The following is a 17,774-nucleotide window of genomic DNA, read 5'->3' as shown; positions in this document are numbered from 1 at the left end:
AGGGCTCCCCTGCTCCCGGCGCGTGGGCACCGGCGGTCTCAGCCGTCATGCCCGGGCTTGTCCCGGGCATCCACGTTCTTGATACGGAAAAGGTCGTGGATGGCCGGGACAAGCCCGGCCATGACGGAATTATTGCAGCTCGGGATCGAGCCGGTCGCGCAGCCAGTCGCCGATCACCGAGACCGCCAGCGTGGTCACCACGATGGTGGTGGCCGGCGCCAGCATGATCCAGGGCGCCCGGGTCAGGTACTCGCGGCCGTAGCCGACCATGTTGCCGAGGCTGGTCATCGGCGGCTGCACGCCGAGGCCGAGAAAGGACAGGCCCGACTCCATCAGGATCACCTCGGGAAAGACCAGCGTGGTCGACACGATCAGGGTCGAGGCGATGTTGGGCAGGATATGCCGGAGGTAAATTCGCGCCGGCCTCGCGCCGAGCTGGCGGACCGCCGCCGCATAGCCTTGCGCATTGGCGGAAATGGCAAGGCCCCGCGCGATACGGGCGTAGCGCTCCCAGCCGAAAAATCCCATCAGGCCGATCAGGAGCGGCAGCGAATTGCCGAAGAAGGCGAGCACCGCGAGCGCCATGATCAGGAAAGGCATGCTGGCCTGGAAGTCGGACAACATCAGCACGAGCTGCTCGACGGGCCCGCGGAAATGCGCAGCGAGGAAGCCGAGCGTGGTGCCGACGATGGCGGAGATCGCCGTCGCGCCGAAGGCAATCAGGAGCGAGATGCGGATCGAGACGAGCAGCCGCGACAGCACGTCGCGGCCGAGCTCGTCGGTGCCGAGCCAGTGGGCGACATTGCCGGGTGCAGCGAGACGATTGCGCAGGTCGAGCTGGGTATAGCCGTAGGGGCCGATCTTCTCGGCGAAGGCCGCGATCACCAGCATCGTGACGATCCAGCCGATCGCGATGGCGACCGAGACCGGGATCGCCGGGAGGCTCATGCGGCGGCGGGCGTTAGATTCTAGTTTTAACGCGTTTTCTTTACGCGAACCGGCATCCGCTTCGCTTGAAAACGCTTTGGTGTCCTTCAGCGTTGCGTCCGTCATGCGTGCGCCCCTTTGGCGCGCAGGCGCGGGTCGAGGAAGCCGTAGAGGAAGTCGACGATCAGGTTGGAGGTGACCATGGTCATCGCCACCAGCAACAGGATGCACTGCACGACGGCGAGGTCGCGGTTGGCGACGGCGACGACAAGCAGGCGCCCTACCCCCGGCCACGAAAACACGCTCTCGACCACGACCGCGCCCGCGATCAGCGTGCCCACCATGAAGCCCAAAATGGTGACGGTCGGAATCGCCGCGTTCGGCAGCGCATGCGACGTCACGACTTTTCGCCACGGCACGCCCTTCGCCGAAGCGCTGCGGATATAGGGCTGGCCCAGCACCTCCAGCATGGCGCTGCGGGTGAAGCGCGCCAGCACCGCGGCGCCGCCAAGGCTGAGTGTCACGATCGGCAGGATGGCGTGACGCCAGCTGTCCTGCCCGCCCGAGGGCAGCCATCCGAGCTGCACGGCGAAGACGAGCACGAGCAGCAGCGCCAGCACAAAACTCGGCACGGTGAAGCCGGCGACCGCCGTCATCATCACCGCACGATCGATTCCGGAGCCCCGGTGCAGCGCCGCGTAGATGCCGGCGGGAATGCCGAGCGCGACCTTGAATGCGAAGGCCGGCAGCGTCAGCGCCAGCGTTGCCGGTATCCGCTCCAGCACAAGCTCGATCGCAGGCCGCCCGTCGCGCATGGAACGGCCGAGCTCGCCCTTGGCGATCGCGCCAAAATAATCGAGATACTGAAACCAGATGGGATCATCGAGGCCCCACGCCTTGCGGAAGGCGGCGAGGACTTCCGGCGGCGCTTCCGGTCCCAAAATCATCAGCGCGGGATCGCCCGAGAGACGCAGCACCACGAAGGCGAAGGTGACGACGAGCACGATCGTCAACGCCGCGCGTCCGATGCGAATGGCGAAATAGCGTCCCATCAGGCCGCATCCCGCGTCTCGACGTGCGGCCCCGCCACAAGGTGGCAGGCGACCTGCCTGTCGCCACCGACGTTGGACAGCGCTGGCACCTCGCTTGCACAACGCGCGATCGCGCACGGGCAGCGCGGATGGAAGGCGCAGCCCTGGGGACGCGCCGCCGGGTTCGGCGGGTCGCCCGCCAGCACAATGCGGCCCGCGCTACGACGACCCGGCGCGGGCGATGCCGAGACCAGTGCTTGCGTGTACGGGTGCTCCGGCCGCGCGAACAGATCATCGGCGCTGCCGATCTCGACGATGCGGCCGAGATACATCACGGCCACAACATTGCTGATCTGCCGGACAACCCGCAAATCGTGGCTGATGAAGAGCAAGGTCAGCGCAAGCTGCGCCTGGAGATCGGCGAGCAGATTCACCACCTGCGCCTGGATCGAGACGTCGAGCGCGCTGACCGGCTCGTCACAGACCAGGAAATCCGGCCTTGTCGCCAGCGCCCGCGCCAGCACGATGCGCTGGCGCTGTCCGCCGGAGAGCGCGCCCGGATAACGCACCCCGTGTGCAGGTGTCAGTTCGACCGCGCGCAGCAATTCGCGGACCCGCTCGTCGCGCTCGGAGGGCGTACCGAGGCCGTGAATGTCCAGGGGCTCGCGGATTTGGGCGGCGACCGGCAACCGCCGGTCCAGCGCCCCGAGCGGATCCTGAAAGATCATCTGCATGTGGGCGCGTTGCGCACGCCACGCGGTCGTTCCGGGCGCGGCCATCGGCTTGCCGTCGAACCGCACCTCGCCATGGTCCGGCGGCTCGAGGCCGAGCACGATGCGGCCGGTGGTCGACTTTCCCGAGCCGGACTCGCCGACGAGGCCCAGCGTTTCGCCCTTGCGGACCGTCAGCGACACGCCATCGACCGCATGCACGGCGACACTTCGGCCGAACATCCCGGAGCGCATGCTATAGCTGCGCGAAATCGAGGAGACTTCGACGAGCGGACTGCTCATTCGGCGGCGATCCCGAGCAGCGCGCGACGCGAAGCCTCGGCGCGCACGCAGGCCACGGCGCGATCCGCCGCGATCGGCGCGAGGCTTGGGGTCACAACGCCGCACGGCGCTTCTGCCAGCGCACAACGCGGCGCGAAGGCGCAGCCATCAGGCATCCTCGCGGGATCCGGTACCGTTCCGGGAATGGCGGTCAGACGGCGCCTCGGTCCGTCGAGCGGGGGAAGCGCGCCGATCAGGCCCTGCGCATAGGGATGGACGGGATCGGCGAAGAGCTGGTTCGCCGGCGCCTCCTCGACGATGCGGCCGGCATACATCACGGCGACGCGGTCGCAGTTTTCCGCGACCACGCCGAGATCGTGGCTGATCAGGACCATCGCCATGCCCATCTCGCGGCGGATAGTCGAGAGCAGTTCTAAAATCTGCGCCTGAATCGTGGCGTCGAGCGCAGTGGTCGGTTCGTCCGCGATCAGCAGGTCGGGATTTCCGGCGAGCGCCATCGCGATCATGATGCGCTGGACCTGGCCACCGGAAAACTCGTGCGGATAGGCTTCGAGCCTGCGTGCCGCGTCGGGAATGCCGACGAGATCGAGCAGCCGCCGCGCTTCCGCTTTCACCGCGCCGCCGGACAGATTGCGATGCAGCGCCAAGGACTCGCAGAGCTGCCGGCGGATCGTCAGCACCGGATTGAGTGCGCTCGCGGGATCCTGGAAGATCATGGCGACGCGCCCGCCCCTGATACGGTCGAGCTCGGCGGCGGGCACACCAAGGATCTCGCGACCATCGAGACGAACGGAGCCCGAGACGCGGGCATTCCGCGGCAACAGGCCGAGTGCCGCAAGCCACGTCACCGACTTGCCCGATCCGGACTCGCCGACGAGGCCGAGGGCCTCGCCCTTGTGCAAGGCGAGATCGACACCGCGCAGGACTGGCACGCCCTGGAAGGCGACGCTGAGGTCCTTGATGCTGATCAGCGGCGCCACCGATCAGGCCTCGAAATTGCCGGCGCGGAAATCCATCGCGAAGGCGGGCGAGGCCTTCCACTTGATCGACTTCGGCTTGGCCGTGAAGGTCGCGTTCTGGTGCAGCACCGTATAGGCGGGGTCTTCGCGCTCGGCGATCTCCAGCATGCGGCGGAATGCCTTCTTGCGGGCGGCACGATCGATCGAGGTTTCCAGGAACTCCGAGAGCGTGTTCAGCTCGGCATTGGTCCACTCGCCGATCTGCTGCTGCTGGCCGTTGGGGCCGTGCTGGGCAACCAGCGACGACACCGGATCGTTGAAGGCGGCCGAGTTCGACCAGTCGCGGACCGCGCGGGTCGGCGCACGTTCCATGATCTGCGACCAGTTCTCCTTGGTTTCGATCTGGACGTTAAGGCCGACCGACTTCCACATCTCGACCAGCACCTGCGCGGTCGCGACCTGGTTGGTGTAGTAATTGTTGAGCAGGCGATAGGGTATGGGATCGCCCTTGTAGTTGGCTTGCTTCAGCAGGTCCTGCGCCAGCTTGGGATCGTAGGCCGGCACGTTCCAGTCGGCATTGAACATGTCGCCGTAGAACTCCCACTGCAGGCCCTTCGGGACGCGGGTGCGCCCGGCCCACAGACTGTCGACGATGGCCTGGCGGTCGATCGCATGGGTGAAGGCGCGCCTTACAAGCGGATTGGCGAGCTGGGCGTGGTTCTTGTCGAATACGGTCAGGCGATGATTGAGGATGGTACCGCCCTGCACTTCGAACGCTGAATTCTTCTCGATGCCGGCGATCTGGTCTGGCGGGATGTCGCAGGCGAACTGGTACTCGCCCGACAACAGGCCGTTGATGCGGCTCGCGACCTCCGGGACTTCGAGGAAGCGAATGCGCTTGAGCGGTGGACGGCCGCCCCAATATTCGTCGTGCGCTTCGAGCGTCAGCGACACGTCGGGCTTGAGCTCGACGACCTTGTAGGGGCCGGTGGTAACAGGCTTGCGCGCCCAGTCGAGATAGCTCGCGGATTCGGCCCAGGCGCGACGGTTCGCGATGTCGGAGCCGTAGCGCGACAGCCGACCCTCGATCGTGACGTCGGGCGTCGCGTTGTAGAAGCGCACCGTGTATTTATCGACGGCATCGACGCGGACGAGATCCGGCCAGATCCGGCGTGCGACCGCCGGAACGTCCGGCGGCAGCTCCTTGCCCGGCCGCGGCGTCGGGATCTTCTCGAAAGCCTGGATCGTGCTGCGGCTCTTGGCCTCGGTCTCGCCGAACATGCGCTCGCGGCTGAACGTGAAGACGACGTCCTCCGCCGTCAGCTCGTCGCCATTGTGGAATTTGACGCCCTTGCGCAGCTTCACCTCGACGGTCTGGTCGTCGATGCGGCGCCACTCGGTGGCAAGCCCCGGCACGGCCTCAAGGCTGCCGCGCCAATTCTTGGAGATCAGGCCTTCCCAGATCGACGAGAAGAACACGCGCTCGCCGACATTGGACTGCTCGCGCAGCACGTCGAGCACGTTCGAATTGGTCACCTTCTGAACTGCAATCGTCACCGAAGGACGGTTGTCGGCCTGCGCGATGGCAAAACGCGGCAGAAGCAATGTGCCTGCGGCAACGCCGCCGGATTTCAGGATGGTGCGACGGGTGAACTTGCTCATGACGGAAACCCCTGCCCTGGAGGATGTGGTTATTCGGCGAGACCGAGTGCGGTGAGATGCGCTGCGCCGGCGCGGACGTCGTCGTGATTGCGAAGTTCGAGGATCAGCCGGGGGTTGGAATTCAGCCGGTCCAGCGCGCGGAACACTGCGAGCCACGGGATATTGCCTTCGCCCGGGGCCCAGTGCCGGTCGGCAAAGCCATCGGTGTCCTGAAGGTGGACATGCGTCAGCATGTCGCCGGCGGTTTCGACGTAGTAGTCGACCGGCGGCGCGCCGGTGGAGATGTGCGCGTAGTTGGCGTGGCCGGTGTCGAGGGAGACGCGCACCTTGCTGCTTTCGAGCGCCTTGGCGAGGCGCACGCGATCGCGCGGATCCTTGTCCTCGATGTTCTCGATGACGATCTCGCAGCCGATGGTTTCGGCGCGCACGATCACCTCGGCGAGTGTCGCCTTGATGCGTTCGACGAGATTGCCGCGATTATCCCGATAGAGGTCGAGGTTGTTGTGGTCCCAGGTCGTGAACGGCGAATGGATCACCATCTGCGTCGCGCCGAGAAACTCGGCGGCATCCAACCCCTGAAGCAGGCGCTTGGTCACCACCTGACGGATCATCGGATCGTGGCTACCGATCGCGAAGCCCCAGAACGGTCCGTGGATGCCGAGCCGGCCGGTGTGACCTGAGAGCATCTGCTTGATTTCGCTAGCAGCACTTCGCCAGTCGCCGTCGAGCAAGTCCGCGCGAAAGAAATCCTGAATTTCGAGATCGCGCTGCCGTTCGAGAAGCCAGTCGCGATGCGCAGGGATCGATTTGATGGACAATGCGGCGCCCAGTACCGGCTTCGACATGGCTTGCTCCTCGGCCGTCAACAATGACGGGGGCAGCGCTAGACCAGTTCAATGACAGGCCGGTGAAATGCAGGTTCCGAAGCGCTGAGGAGATGTGGACATCCCCCGATCGCGTGCATCGAATTCAGGCAGCGGCGAGTGCAGTGCGTGCAGACGCATGCATCCGCGCGCGGATCAAGCGCGATTAAATCCGTAGTGATCCGGAATGGAATCCTATTCCGATGTCGCGTACATCGCGGGACATCGATCGGCGGCCTTCCAAGGGCATCACCCTCTGATCGCGCTACATGGGGTTGGGGGACCACATGGGGCGGGGGGATCAAAGGCTGGGGCAAGGTTACGAGGTCCGGACTCCTAGGCACTCCGGACCTCGGAACTTTCTAGATTGAACGTGATTTCGCGCCGCCGGCTTGATCAGCCGTGCGGCGCGAAGTCGTTTCAGCCCGTTTTTCTTTCGGTGCTAGCGCGTCTGCGGCTCGATCGTCACCGTGCAGTCACCCTGCCCTTGCGTCGCGACCACGATGTTGCCCGCGGGAGCGCCGAGGGCGATCGGTGCGGACGAGCCGCCGCCGGGCAACTGGACAGTCACGCTCAGAGAATCGGTTCGCGCGGTCGAGCCTACGGTGGAGGGTTCTGCCTGGGCCACATTGCCCGAGGCGTCACGCCGCATGATCTGGCAGTTTACGTTGCTGCCCCCGGCCGCCGTCATGCTCGATGAGGTGCCGCCGCTCATTTGGGCACGGGCTCGCGATGGATCGCGAGGCACCTGGCTGACGATGCGATGCGTCCGCGGCTCCACAATGACGACGTCGTCACCGGTCGCGAAATATTCGTAGTCTCGATATTCGGGCTCGATCGAGACGATCTCGGGCGGAAGCCTGTGAAGGCGCACGCGCGAGGGAATGGTCTCGCCGACCCGGATCGAGATGTTCAGATTACGCTCCGGCTCCGCCAGGCGTGCACGGCTCACCGTTTCGGAGATCCGCACCTGCTTCTCGGACGTCACCTGGGTCCGCTGATTGGTCTGCGTGTTGGTCTGGGTGGTCTGATTGGCTTGGTTGGTCTGCGTGCCCGGGGTGGCAGGCGCGGTCTGCGCATTGTTGGTCGGAGCCGTGCGGTTCGTGTCGGTCGCCGTGGCCGGTCGGTTGTTCTGTTGCGCCGGCTGCTGCTCAGCCGCGTTGCGCGGCGGCTGGGTCTGGTTGCGCTCGTTCTGGTTGGCCGCAGCTCCCGTGCGCTCGTTCTGCTGGCTAGACGTGCCGGACTTGGACTTCTCGGACTCCGCGGTTGATTTCTGCGGCGCGGACTTGTCCTGCTTCGTCTCGGCGCTGCTCTTGCCGTCGCGTCCCGGTTTCGGGCTCTCCGCCTCACGGTTGCGATCGCGGGAGGGCTCGCGGGATTCTTGCGCCTGATCCTTCGACTTCGGCTGGTTGCGCTCGGCAGAACTGGCCGGCTGGCGCTTGTCGTCACTCGCGTCCTGCCTGGCCGCGCCGCCCTTCTCCTCGCGGCCAGCGCCCTGCAATCGCTCCTGGGCGCCCTGCGCGCGCTCTTGAACGTGCTCCTGGGCGCCGCCGCGTTGCGGCGCAGCGCCCTTCGCCGGCTCCTCGGTCCGTCTCGGCTCGTCCCTTCGCTCACCGGGCGCCTGGGCGTAGGCGAAGCCGGAAGCAAGCATCAGTCCGATAGCTGCGGTCGATAACATCAAGTGCTTGCGCATGGTCCCTCTCCTCGGAAATTCGCAAAGACGCGAACGTTCTGTGGGTGCGAAGGTTCCTGATCAGGAACGAGGGCCGATCACGCCGGTCTCACATCTCAGGCGGGTCTCACATGGCGTCCTTCAGCGTGAGCCGCGCCGTGAATGTCACGCTGGTCTTGCCAACCAGCGCCATGCCTTCGACCTCGGCGCCGTCGGCGGAATAGTCGCCCGAAAAGCCGCAGGTCACTTCCCTGCCGCCGAACGCGAGCGGCTTGCCGACGGCCTCGGTGTGCTGATTGACGGTCATATCGCCGCGCCATTTCCCGTTCCGGAAGGTGTAGCTGCCGGTGTAGTAGAAATAGCTGTCGCCGCCCATGATGCGGCCGTCGCAGAGCACGACGACGCCTTTGGCCTGGCCGCGCTTGCCGTCGCGCATCTCGATCTCAAAGATGTAGAGGCCGTTGAGGACCTTCTGTGGGTTGGCGCCGTGCTCGGGCCCATCGCCGGCCGACATCGCTCATCTCCCGTTCAAACCGGCACATTCCGCTCGAGATCTTCAAGCCACGCCGCAGCGCTCGAATCCGACGGCGCGCGCCAGTCACCGCGCGGCGACAATGAGCCGCCGGCCGAAACCTTGGGTCCGTTCGGCATCGCCGAGCGCTTGAACTGGCTGAAAGCGAAGAAGCGGCGCAGGAACACCTCGAGCCAGCGGCGGATCTCCTTGAGATCATAGGCCTTGCGCTTGTCGGCCGGAAACGCCGGCGGCCATTCGCCCTCGGCGACGTCCTTCCACGCCTGCAGCGCCATGAAGGCGATCTTGGACGGGCGCATGCCAAACCGCAGCGTGTAGAACAGGTTGAAATCCTGGAGCTCGTAGGGACCGACCGAGGCTTCGGTGCTCTGCGGCTTCTCGCCCGGCTCGGCCGGAACCAGCTCCGGCGAGATTTCGGCCGACAGGATCGATCCAAGCGTTTGGTTCACATCGTCGCTGAACTGCTTCGAGGCAATCACCCAGCGGATCAGATGCTGGATCAGCGTCTTCGGCACCCCGGCATTGACGTTATAGTGCGCCATCTGGTCGCCGACGCCGTAGGTGCACCAGCCCAACGCGAGCTCAGAGAGATCGCCGGTGCCGATGACGATGCCGCCGTTGTGGTTGGCGAGCCGGAACAGATAGTCGGTGCGCAGGCCCGCCTGAACATTCTCGAACGTGACGTCGTAGACCTTCTCGCCCTTGCCGAATGGATGGCCGATGTCCTTCAGCATTTGCGTCGCCGTGGTGCGAATGTCGAGCTCCTGCCAACTCGTCTGCAACGCCGTCATCAGCGCCAGCGCATTGGTCTTGCTCTCGCTGCCGGTGGCAAAGCCGGGCATGGTGTAGGCGAGAATGTTCTCGCGCGGCAGGCCAAGAAGGTCGACGGCCTTGGCGGCGACGATCAAGGCGTGGGTGGAATCGAGCCCGCCCGAGACGCCGATGACGACGCGCTTGGTGCCGGTCGCGCGCATGCGCTGGACGAGGCCCGCGACCTGAATGTTGTAGGCCTCATAGCAGTCCTGCTCGAGCAGGCTCTCGTCGCTCGGCACGAACGGAAAGCGCTCGACCTTGCGCAGGAAGCCGATATCGGCCGCCGGCGCCTTCAAGGCGAAGCTGACTTTCCGGAAGAAGGCCTCGCGCTGCCGGCGATTGTCGTCGAAGGTTCCCATCAGCGCGCGTTCCTGCCTGAGCAGGTCGAGATCGACATCAGCCAGCGTGATCTGACCGCCCTGCCGGAACCGCTCGCCTTCGGCCAGCAGCACGCCGTTCTCGTAGATCGAGGTCTGGCCGTCCCAGGCAAGATCGGTGGTCGATTCCCCTGCCCCTGCGGCGGAATAGACATAGGCCGCGAGGCAGCGCGCCGACGTCGATTGGCACAAGAGCGCGCGCGAGCGGGCGCGACCGATGGTGATCGGGCTGCCCGAGAGATTGATCAGCACGCTTGCGCCCGCGAGCGCGAGCTCGGAGGCCGGCGTCACCGGGATCCACATGTCCTCGCAGATCTCGACCCCGATGGTCAGGCCCGGAACGTCCTCGGCCGCGAACAGGAGGTCGACGCCAAACGGGGCGTGCAGCCCGCCGAAGGCGACCATCTCTCCGACGATGCCGGCGCCGGAGGCGAAATGCCGTCCCTCGTAGAATTCGCGATACGTCGGCAGGTAGCTCTTGGGCACGACGCCGAGGACTTTGCCGCGATGGATGACGACCGCGCAATTGTAGATGCGATTGCCAAAGCGCAGCGGCGCGCCGACGATCAGGACAGTCATCAGGGCCGAGGAGGCCTCGACGATGGCCACGAGCCCGCGCTCGACCGCATCGAGCAGCGGATCCTGCTTGACGAGATCTTCGATCGCATAGCCGGACAGGCACAGCTCGGGAAACACGGCAACCGCCACCGACTGCGCGTGGCAGTCCTTCGCCGCCGCCAGAACCGCAGTCGCGTTGGCCGTGGGATCGGCCACATGAGAGGTGGTGACGCAGGCCGCCACGCGCGCAAATCCGTGGGCATAGATCGAGTGGAAACTCATCGAGCGCAGTCCCTTTGTCTCGTCGCGACCGGCCTCCGCCAGCTCTGGACTCCATTTAACCCATCGACATGGCCCCGTGCAGGCCATTCAACGGCATGCATAACGGATTTGCAGCTTCGCTGCCCGGCGCCCGGCCCTTCCCTTGGGGGCAGTCTCAGGCTGTGCGCACCAGCATGCCGGGCAGATCCTCGCGCAGCCATTCGGCGATCCGGGGCCATGCATGGGCGTGTGTCCGCGCGCCCATGAACAGGCCAAGGTGGTTGCAGGCCTCGGAGGCCGCCGCAATGAAGGCCGGTGGTGTGCCGAGCAGACCGGCGGTGGCGAGCGCCTGCGCGGCCGGCACGACGTCGTCATCGAGCCCGGCCAGCAGGAAGACCGGCGCCTTGACGTCCTTCAGATCAATCACGCGGCCGAGTGCCGTGAATTGGCCGCGCGCGATCCGGTTCTTCCGGAAAATCCAGTTGACGATCTCGAGATAATAGGTGCCGGGCAGATTGAGGGGCTCGGCATTCCAGCGCTCGAAGCGTGCCAGTAGCGCCGCACCTTCCTCGCCGGAGAGGTCGCTCTGCAGCGCCGTCACGATGTCGTCGCGGCTCGGCGCCTTCGACCAGACGCGCAGCATCTCCTCGCCGCTGACATTGCCGCCGCCGCGGGCGACGAGCTGATCATAGACCATCGCCGGCGCGTTGCGGGCGAGCTGCGACAGCCTGGACTCGATCGAGAGGTCGACGGGCGCGCCTGCCAGCACCAGCCGCCGTACCTTGGCGGGAAAGCGCGCCGCATAGAGCAGCGACAGCCAGCCACCCTGGCACAGGCCGACGAGATCGACCGGCGCGCCGATCTCGTCGATGGCGACGTTGAGATCGCCGAGATAGCTGTCGATCGAGAGATAGCGCATGTCAGGCGTGGCTGAGCGCCAGTCGGTGAGATAGACCCGGTCGATGCCGCCATTTTGCAGGGACTGCAACACGCTGTGGCCGGGGGCGAAGTCGGCGATCAGGGCCCGATGCAGCGCATAGGGCGCGCAGACCAGTGCCGGCGGGCCGGACTCGGTCCGCGTGCAATTGCGCAGGCGCATGGTCGCAAGCTCCAGCGCGACGGAGTTGGGCGTGGTCCACGGCAGGCTGCTGTCGGCTTGCTCCGGCGGACCTCGCTCGAGCCATCCGAAGCAGGCATCCATCGCAAGCCGAGCCGCAGCGAACGGCCACAGCAGCGGGTCATCCGGGACCGGGCCCGGTGCGTGCTGCTGTTTGCCGGTCTTCTCCGCCATGGCTATCTCACGGTCCTCACAGGAAGGCCTCGAAGCTGACGAGCGAAATGCCGCGCTCGCGAAAACTCTGATGGGTCGCGGCGACCGAGCCGTCGAGATCGATGCCGCGGCAGGCGTCCTCGATGACGGCGACCTCGAACCCCGCCTGGCGGGCATCCTCCGCCGAGAAGCGGACGCAGAAGTCGAGCGCGAGGCCAACCACGAAGATCGTCTTCAACTCGCGCTCGCGCAGATATCCAAGCAGGCCGGTCGGCGTTTTCCTGTCGTTCTCGAACAGCGCCGAATAGGAATCGATGCCGCGCCGAAACCCCTTCCGCACCACGAGATTTGCGCGAGTGACGTCGAGATCGCGATGAAATTCCGCGCCCGCCGTGCCCTGGACGCAATGGCTCGGCCACAGCACCTGGACGCCGTAGTCGAGCGCGATGGTCTCGAACGGCTGTTTGCCGGCGTGGTTCGGGGCAAAGGAGACATGATCGCGGGGATGCCAGTCCTGGGTCAGCACCACATTGGCGAATTTTTGGGCGATCCGATTGATGGCGGGGACGACCGTCTCGCCCCTGGGCACGGCGAGCGCCCCGCCCGTGCAAAAATCGTTCTGCACGTCGATGACCAGCAGCACGTCGCGGTCGGAAAGCTTCATCGCAAGGTCCATTCCAGGCCATCCCGCGCGACCGGCGCCGACGGCACGTCTCCAGTGTCGATCTTCCCGCGCTGCTTCGCAACCACCGAAGCGGTGCGGCGGTCTGCGCGAATGCACCGCGTCGGCCCCGATGCAACGGTTTGGGCTGATGCGTGTTGACTAGATCCACCCCGGGGGCGGATTCTGAAAGCCGTTCGCATTTTGCGAACGGATAGAGCGGAGGAAGCGGTTCCCGCAGCCCGAACGGCCGCGGCAGCCACACGCACATGACCATCGGCAAGACAGGACAGATTCTTCTCGCCGATATCGGCGGCACCAATGCGCGCTTTGCGCTCAGTCAGGGCGACCAAACCGGACCGATCGACTACGTCAAAGTGGCAGACTTCCCGACCGTTCGGGAAGCCATTGCCGATGTTCTCGCGCGTCGCTCAGACGGCAAAACGCCCCCAAGGGCCGTGCTGGCCGTCGCGGGGCCGGTGACCAACAACCGCTGCGTCATGACCAACAGCCCGTGGGTCATCGACGGCAACGAGCTCCAGCCGGCCCTCGGCTTCGACAGCGTCCATGTTCTCAACGATTTCGAGGTGGTGGCTTGGTCCCTGCCCGCGCTGCAGCCCGCCGACCTGATCCCGCTCGGCGGAGGGGATGGCCTTCCCGGAGAGCCGTTGCTGGTGGTCGGACCCGGAACCGGCTTTGGCGTTTCCTCCCTGGTCGAGCGCCACGGTTCACGGCTGGCCGTCGTCACCGAGGCGGGCCACGCGACCCTGCCGGCGGAGGACGAGCGCGAGGAACGCGTCATCGCGTGCATGCGCCGACGCCTCGGCCATGTGTCCATCGAGCGTGGCGCGTTGTCCGGCTCCGGCCTGCAAAGCCTCTACGAGGCGCTGGCCGAGGTGGAAGGTGCGCAAGTGCCGCATCGCGATGCTGCCGCCATCACGAAGGCCGCTCTGGAAGGCAGTTGCGAGCTCAGCCGCAAAACGCTGGAGATGTTTTGCGCCATTCTCGGCTCGGTCGCGGGCAATCTCGCGGTGACCTTCGGCGCACGCGGCGGCGTCTATATCGCCGGCGGAATCGTGCCGCGCTTTCCCGACTTCCTTGCAGCCTCCGCATTCCGGGCGCGCTTCGAAGCCAAGGGACGCTTCCAGGACTATCTCCGCGACATCCCCACCCGGCTGGTCACCAAACCCGATGCGAGTTTCGTCGGACTGACGATGTTCGCGGAGCACAACCAGCCTTAACGGCGCGCACCTCCGTCCGCGGGTTCCAGTCATGCACAGCTGATTGCACGGCACGCCCGCTCGACGCGGGATCGTGCTTGCGCGCACGTCCCGGATGAGAAACAATCCTGGCTTGTGTGTGTGGCGTAGTTGCGGGGGCGTGACATGCGTAAGCAGGATCTAGGTTTCGACTATCACCGCTATCACCGCCTGCTGCTCGAGGCGGACGACGAGGGCAAGCGGCTGGCCCTGATCGAGCTCTTGATCGAGGAAAAGGCGCGTGACCGGCTGGCCGCCCAGCGCGCTTCGGACCGCGCCGCCATGACAGCTCACACCATCGCCACGGTGCTGAAGAACGGGCGCCACTGAAGCGAGTGATGCCGCTATGGTGCCCGAAAACGCAGCATCAATTGCGATTTCGTTAACGATCCCTCGAAAGCTCGCGTCAAACTTTTTGCTCTAGGAGTTCCCTTACCTGATGCAATTCAGGGGCAACAAAGGGGGGAATGAACATGAGCATGATTTCGATCGCCGCGATGCCGGCCACCAGCGAAACGCGTTTGGCCGATTCTTCGTTTTCTTCGTTCAAGACCATCTTGCTGTTTTGCTGCACGGGCCTGGTCGCCTCGTTCGGCCTAATGGCGCGCGGCATCGATCTCGGCGCCGGCCTGATGTGAGACCGCGACGCATTCCGTCGCGAAATGGCCGCCCCTGACGGGCGGCCATTTTTATTTTGGTCTCAGTGCGGCGTCTTCGCTGCCGCTTCCGGAAACATCGAATCGATCATCGCCTTGAGCTGATCGATCGAAATCGGCTTGCGCAGGATCGGCCGGCGCCGGAGCAAGGACGGCAGCAGCTCCGGACCGTAGCCCGTCGCGAACAGAAACGGCTTGCCGCGACGCTCGATTAGGTCGGCGACCGGATCGACGTAGAGGCCCTTGAGATTGATATCGAGGATCGCAAGATCGTACTGCGCGGTCATGGCGAACGCGCTGGCGTCCCGAACATTATCCGCTTCCGCGATGACGTGGTGGCCGAGTTCCTCCACCATGTCCGTCATCATCATCCGGATCAACGTCTCGTCTTCGACCAGGAAAACGGAGAGTCCGTCCGCCATATCAACCCCGCCATCAGCTTTCCGAAGCTAATCATAACCGAATCGCGAAGAGGATTCACGAATTCGTGGCGGGCGCCGTTAATTCAGACGCGCCCGATCCGATTCAACTTGATCAATCCAGTCCTCGTTCGTGGCTGAGCCGTACCATCTCCTGTACGAACACCTGCTTCTGCTTGTCATCGAGGCTCGAATAGAGGGGCTCGGCGGCGTCGGCGACATTGCGCTGGTCGGCGGCGCGGTCGATGAGGAATTGGGCCTCGTTGCGCATCTGCTCGACGATGTCGTCGGGCGGATCCCGCTTGGCGCGCGCGACCCGCAGGTTGAGCCGCTCGGCACCGTTATGCCCGAGGTAGTGCATGGCGCTCGAGAAGCCGTACCAGTGCTTCTCCTGGTCGGGCGTGAGGTTCAGTTCGGTCTTGATCCGCTCGATATAGGAGTCGCTGTTGGTGACGATCTGGTCCGCGGTCAATTGCGGCGCGCCGGTCTGGGTGAGGACCGTGACATCCTTGTCCTGCGGCGCGTTCTTCGCCTCCTTGCTCGCCTTGGCGCCCTTGCCCACCTTGGCGCTCTTGGCATCCTTGTCCTTGCCGGCGCCCTGCTTGGCGTCTTTGGCAGCGTCCTTGCTCGAATCCTTGCTCGAATCCTTGGCGGCGGGCGCCTGATTGCCATTATTGCCAACGCCGAGCACGCCGGTGAAAACGCCGACCACACCGCCGATCGCGCCACCGAGCACGCCGCCGACCGGACCTGCCGCCTTGTTCCCGGCCGCCGCTCCTTCCTGAACCCCTTTGACCAGGCCTTGAGCGTTCGCCACCGCGGCTGCGCCGAGCAGCAACACGAAAACGGATCCCAGCGCGAACCATCGTCGCAGGTTAAGCCGCGCGAGCGGCGCCGGGTTGATCATTCTGGTCTCCATCTCGATCTGATTAGGCCGTTGGGGGTGAGAACCACCCGCCAGTTGCAACTCTATCGTTTTCACCGCTTCGAGGTCTAGCCACCGACAATTGCTATCCACGCCCGAAAAGTGTTTGGCGCGAGGCGCTTATGCAGGCTTATTCGAAACTGCGGCGTAATTGCGCATGCATCGACCGGGCGGGTCGGCGCAAAGTGTGCGTCGCAAAATGACCGATCGTGGTTCATGGTCCGCGCACGACGTCGAGGCCACTGCCGCCTTACCGGACACAACGTTAGTTCTAGGCGCAAGCCGTTCGGTTTTCTCGACAGACGCAATCAATCATGATCTGATCGCGCTACCAATTTGCCTTCGAAGCCGACGGCATCAATAAGAAACGTCGAACAAGAAACTTTCAAAAAGAAAATCAAAAGTAGAACTCGGAAGAGTTCAGAGGAAACGCCAGAACAATAAAACACCCAAGCGAGGAAACGAGATGTCACGCAAGACACTGACGCGACGTCAATTTGTGGCTGCCACTGCAATGTCCTCCGCGGCGCTGATCACGGCGCCCTATGTCCGAGGCGCTTACGCCGCCGGCAAGCTCTCGATCGGTTTCTGGGACCATTGGGTGCCCGGCGCCAACGATGCCTCCACCGCGCTCGTCAAGGAATGGGGCGAGAAGGAGAAGGTCGAAGTCTCGATCGACTACATCACCAGCAACAACAAGAAGATCGAGCTGACGGCGGCGGCCGAAGCCCAGGCCAAGTCCGGTCACGACATTCTCCAGATGCCGAGCTGGTGGCCGCACGCTTATTCCGAGAATCTCGAACCGCTCAACGACGTCATGGAGCCGCTCATCAAGCAGAACGGCGAGGTGAACGACACCGTCAAATATCTCGGGCGGTCGGGCGGCAAATGGCTCGCAGTGCCCGCGACGCCGGGAAGCCAGATCAAGGGCCCCTGCTCCCGCATCGATCTGATGAAGAAACACGCCGGCATCGACGTGCAGGAGATGTATCCGGCCGGCGGTCCTCCGAAGGCGGACAACTGGACCATGGAGACGTTCCTGAAGGCGGCCGAGGCCTGCCACAAGGCCGGCTTCCCCTTCGGCATCGGTCTCGGCGAGACCACCGACAGCGTCGACACCGCCGGCGCGATCTTCCAGTCTTTCGGCGCCGAGCTCGTCAACGCCAAGGGCGATATCACCGTCAAGACCGACGCGGTGCGGCAGGCGCTCGAATTCTACAAGAAGCTGATCGCCGTCCTGCCCACCGACGCGCCGTCCTGGGACGATGCCTCCAACAACAAATGGCTGATCTCGGGCCGCGGGGCGATGATCCTGAATCCGCCGAGTGCCTGGGCGGTCGCCAAGCGCGACGCGCCGCAAGTCGCCGAACAGTGCTGGACGCACGGCTTTCCGTCCGGTCCGAAGGGACGTTTTGCACCCTTCCTGCCGTACTTCTGGGGCGTCTGGGCCTTTGGCAAGAACAAGGAAGCGGCCAAGAGCTTGCTCGTTCACCTGTCCTCGCCAGCGGCGATCGAGAAGTTCGTCGCGGCGAGCGGCGGGTACGATCTGCCGGCCTACGCGAACATGACGAAGTTCAAGACCTGGGCCGAGGAAGGGCCGCCGAAGGGCACGCTCTTCCACTATCCGGATCCCTACAAGCAGCAGACGATGTCGATCGCCGCGTCTCCGGCGCCGCCGAAGATCGCCCAGCAGATCTACTTCCAGGCGACGCTGACCAAGATGGCGCTGCGCTTTGCGCAAGGAGAGAAGTTGGAAACCGCGCTCGCCTGGGCCGAAGGCGAGTGCGAAGGCTTCATGCGGACCTGAGCCGGGTATGTGCCATGGCGGTTCACGCTTCGCGCGTGAGCCGCCGAGGCCCCCCTCGCTCGATCCGCTTGCCGAATGAAGCCGACGGCTGCGCCGGCTTTGCCGTTCC

17 protein-coding genes are annotated in these 17,774 nt (G+C 64.9%); 4 read left to right on the top strand and 13 right to left on the bottom strand.

Going from position 1 to position 17,774, the window contains the following annotated elements; translation table 11 throughout:
* Nucleotides 1-129: 129 nt before the first annotated feature.
* The 11 genes from AC0L3U_RS00880 to pncA form a co-directional block, all read right to left on the bottom strand.
* On the bottom strand, nucleotides 130-1,053 hold the full coding sequence (locus tag AC0L3U_RS00880) for an ABC transporter permease (protein WP_473360339.1): 924 nt from the start codon (nucleotides 1,051-1,053) through the stop codon (nucleotides 130-132).
* The gene (locus AC0L3U_RS00875) at nucleotides 1,050-1,979 is read right to left on the bottom strand and encodes an ABC transporter permease (protein WP_473360338.1); all 930 of its coding nucleotides are present in this window, start codon (nucleotides 1,977-1,979) and stop codon (nucleotides 1,050-1,052) included. Before AC0L3U_RS00875 ends, AC0L3U_RS00880 begins: the two co-directional genes overlap by 4 nt.
* Entirely contained in the window at nucleotides 1,979-2,971 is a 993-nt protein-coding gene (locus tag AC0L3U_RS00870; RefSeq protein ID WP_473360337.1) for an ABC transporter ATP-binding protein, read from the bottom strand. The genes AC0L3U_RS00875 and AC0L3U_RS00870 overlap by 1 nt, the downstream gene beginning before the upstream one ends.
* Nucleotides 2,968-3,951 (bottom strand): ABC transporter ATP-binding protein, encoded by a 984-nt coding sequence (locus AC0L3U_RS00865; RefSeq protein WP_473360336.1) that lies wholly within the window; start codon nucleotides 3,949-3,951, stop codon nucleotides 2,968-2,970. The genes AC0L3U_RS00870 and AC0L3U_RS00865 overlap by 4 nt, the downstream gene beginning before the upstream one ends.
* Before the next feature lie 3 nt (nucleotides 3,952-3,954).
* The gene (locus AC0L3U_RS00860) at nucleotides 3,955-5,592 is read right to left on the bottom strand and encodes an ABC transporter substrate-binding protein (protein WP_473360335.1); all 1,638 of its coding nucleotides are present in this window, start codon (nucleotides 5,590-5,592) and stop codon (nucleotides 3,955-3,957) included.
* Between the two features lie 29 nt (nucleotides 5,593-5,621).
* A complete protein-coding gene (locus tag AC0L3U_RS00855; protein WP_473360334.1) occupies nucleotides 5,622-6,437 on the bottom strand; it encodes a sugar phosphate isomerase/epimerase family protein in 816 nt (271 codons plus the stop codon).
* Nucleotides 6,438-6,897: 460 nt separating this feature from the next.
* Nucleotides 6,898-8,148, bottom strand: a complete 1,251-nt coding sequence (locus tag AC0L3U_RS00850) for a DUF1236 domain-containing protein (protein ID WP_473360333.1) — start codon at nucleotides 8,146-8,148, stop codon at nucleotides 6,898-6,900.
* Between the two features lie 106 nt (nucleotides 8,149-8,254).
* Complete coding sequence (locus AC0L3U_RS00845; RefSeq protein WP_473292428.1) at nucleotides 8,255-8,641, bottom strand: GrlR family regulatory protein; 387 nt, start codon at nucleotides 8,639-8,641, stop codon at nucleotides 8,255-8,257.
* A gap of 14 nt (nucleotides 8,642-8,655) precedes the next feature.
* On the bottom strand, nucleotides 8,656-10,689 hold the full coding sequence (locus tag AC0L3U_RS00840) for an NAD(+) synthase (protein WP_473360332.1): 2,034 nt from the start codon (nucleotides 10,687-10,689) through the stop codon (nucleotides 8,656-8,658).
* Nucleotides 10,690-10,843: 154 nt separating this feature from the next.
* The gene (locus AC0L3U_RS00835; protein WP_473360331.1) at nucleotides 10,844-11,959 is read right to left on the bottom strand and encodes an alpha/beta fold hydrolase; all 1,116 of its coding nucleotides are present in this window, start codon (nucleotides 11,957-11,959) and stop codon (nucleotides 10,844-10,846) included.
* 16 nt (nucleotides 11,960-11,975) lie between these two features.
* The gene (gene pncA / locus AC0L3U_RS00830) at nucleotides 11,976-12,614 is read right to left on the bottom strand and encodes a bifunctional nicotinamidase/pyrazinamidase (protein WP_473292418.1); all 639 of its coding nucleotides are present in this window, start codon (nucleotides 12,612-12,614) and stop codon (nucleotides 11,976-11,978) included.
* A 254-nt stretch (nucleotides 12,615-12,868) separates the two neighbouring features.
* Here pncA and glk point away from each other — a divergent pair, with 254 nt between their 5' ends.
* The 3 genes from glk (at nucleotide 12,869) to AC0L3U_RS00815 (ending at nucleotide 14,496) form a co-directional block, all read left to right on the top strand.
* Entirely contained in the window at nucleotides 12,869-13,840 is a 972-nt protein-coding gene (glk, locus tag AC0L3U_RS00825) for a glucokinase (RefSeq protein WP_473360330.1), read from the top strand.
* Between the two features lie 144 nt (nucleotides 13,841-13,984).
* Nucleotides 13,985-14,188 carry a hypothetical protein gene (locus AC0L3U_RS00820; protein WP_018457896.1) on the top strand — a complete coding sequence of 68 codons (204 nt, stop codon included), beginning with the start codon at nucleotides 13,985-13,987 and terminating at the stop codon, nucleotides 14,186-14,188.
* 143 nt (nucleotides 14,189-14,331) lie between these two features.
* Nucleotides 14,332-14,496, top strand: coding sequence for a hypothetical protein (locus AC0L3U_RS00815; RefSeq protein ID WP_162847220.1), 165 nt, complete (start codon nucleotides 14,332-14,334; stop codon nucleotides 14,494-14,496).
* A 62-nt stretch (nucleotides 14,497-14,558) separates the two neighbouring features.
* Here the strand turns inward: AC0L3U_RS00815 and AC0L3U_RS00810 are convergent, their stop codons facing one another.
* Nucleotides 14,559-14,936, bottom strand: coding sequence for a response regulator (locus AC0L3U_RS00810; protein ID WP_027566971.1), 378 nt, complete (start codon nucleotides 14,934-14,936; stop codon nucleotides 14,559-14,561).
* Between the two features lie 112 nt (nucleotides 14,937-15,048).
* Nucleotides 15,049-15,840, bottom strand: a complete 792-nt coding sequence (locus AC0L3U_RS00805; protein ID WP_473360329.1) for a Spy/CpxP family protein refolding chaperone — start codon at nucleotides 15,838-15,840, stop codon at nucleotides 15,049-15,051.
* Nucleotides 15,841-16,324: 484 nt separating this feature from the next.
* Here AC0L3U_RS00805 and AC0L3U_RS00800 point away from each other — a divergent pair, with 484 nt between their 5' ends.
* Nucleotides 16,325-17,665 (top strand): ABC transporter substrate-binding protein, encoded by a 1,341-nt coding sequence (locus AC0L3U_RS00800; protein ID WP_027566973.1) that lies wholly within the window; start codon nucleotides 16,325-16,327, stop codon nucleotides 17,663-17,665.
* Nucleotides 17,666-17,774: the final 109 nt, after the last annotated feature.

This window comes from Bradyrhizobium sp. Kon69 (assembly GCF_055807515.1).
The sequence above is the reverse complement of the archived record's forward strand: the minus strand, read 5'-3'. Positions and strand labels throughout refer to the sequence as shown.

Bases quoted from the DNA above. Each gene is read 5' to 3' on its own strand.
- AC0L3U_RS00850 (WP_473360333.1), bottom strand. From the start codon at position 8,148: ATGCGCAAGCACTTGATGTTATCGACCGCAGCTATCGGACTGATGCTT.
- AC0L3U_RS00860 (WP_473360335.1), bottom strand. From the start codon at position 5,592: ATGAGCAAGTTCACCCGTCGCACCATCCTGAAATCCGGCGGCGTTGCC.
- AC0L3U_RS00810 (WP_027566971.1), bottom strand. From the start codon at position 14,936: ATGGCGGACGGACTCTCCGTTTTCCTGGTCGAAGACGAGACGTTGATC.
- AC0L3U_RS00805 (WP_473360329.1), bottom strand. From the start codon at position 15,840: ATGATCAACCCGGCGCCGCTCGCGCGGCTTAACCTGCGACGATGGTTC.
- pncA (WP_473292418.1), bottom strand. From the start codon at position 12,614: ATGGACCTTGCGATGAAGCTTTCCGACCGCGACGTGCTGCTGGTCATC.
- AC0L3U_RS00800 (WP_027566973.1), top strand. From the start codon at position 16,325: ATGTCACGCAAGACACTGACGCGACGTCAATTTGTGGCTGCCACTGCA.
- AC0L3U_RS00835 (WP_473360331.1), bottom strand. From the start codon at position 11,959: ATGGCGGAGAAGACCGGCAAACAGCAGCACGCACCGGGCCCGGTCCCG.
- AC0L3U_RS00875 (WP_473360338.1), bottom strand. From the start codon at position 1,979: ATGGGACGCTATTTCGCCATTCGCATCGGACGCGCGGCGTTGACGATC.
- AC0L3U_RS00845 (WP_473292428.1), bottom strand. From the start codon at position 8,641: ATGTCGGCCGGCGATGGGCCCGAGCACGGCGCCAACCCACAGAAGGTC.
- AC0L3U_RS00855 (WP_473360334.1), bottom strand. From the start codon at position 6,437: ATGTCGAAGCCGGTACTGGGCGCCGCATTGTCCATCAAATCGATCCCT.
- AC0L3U_RS00840 (WP_473360332.1), bottom strand. From the start codon at position 10,689: ATGAGTTTCCACTCGATCTATGCCCACGGATTTGCGCGCGTGGCGGCC.
- glk (WP_473360330.1), top strand. From the start codon at position 12,869: ATGACCATCGGCAAGACAGGACAGATTCTTCTCGCCGATATCGGCGGC.
- AC0L3U_RS00870 (WP_473360337.1), bottom strand. From the start codon at position 2,971: ATGAGCAGTCCGCTCGTCGAAGTCTCCTCGATTTCGCGCAGCTATAGC.
- AC0L3U_RS00880 (WP_473360339.1), bottom strand. From the start codon at position 1,053: ATGACGGACGCAACGCTGAAGGACACCAAAGCGTTTTCAAGCGAAGCG.
- AC0L3U_RS00820 (WP_018457896.1), top strand. From the start codon at position 13,985: ATGCGTAAGCAGGATCTAGGTTTCGACTATCACCGCTATCACCGCCTG.
- AC0L3U_RS00815 (WP_162847220.1), top strand. From the start codon at position 14,332: ATGAGCATGATTTCGATCGCCGCGATGCCGGCCACCAGCGAAACGCGT.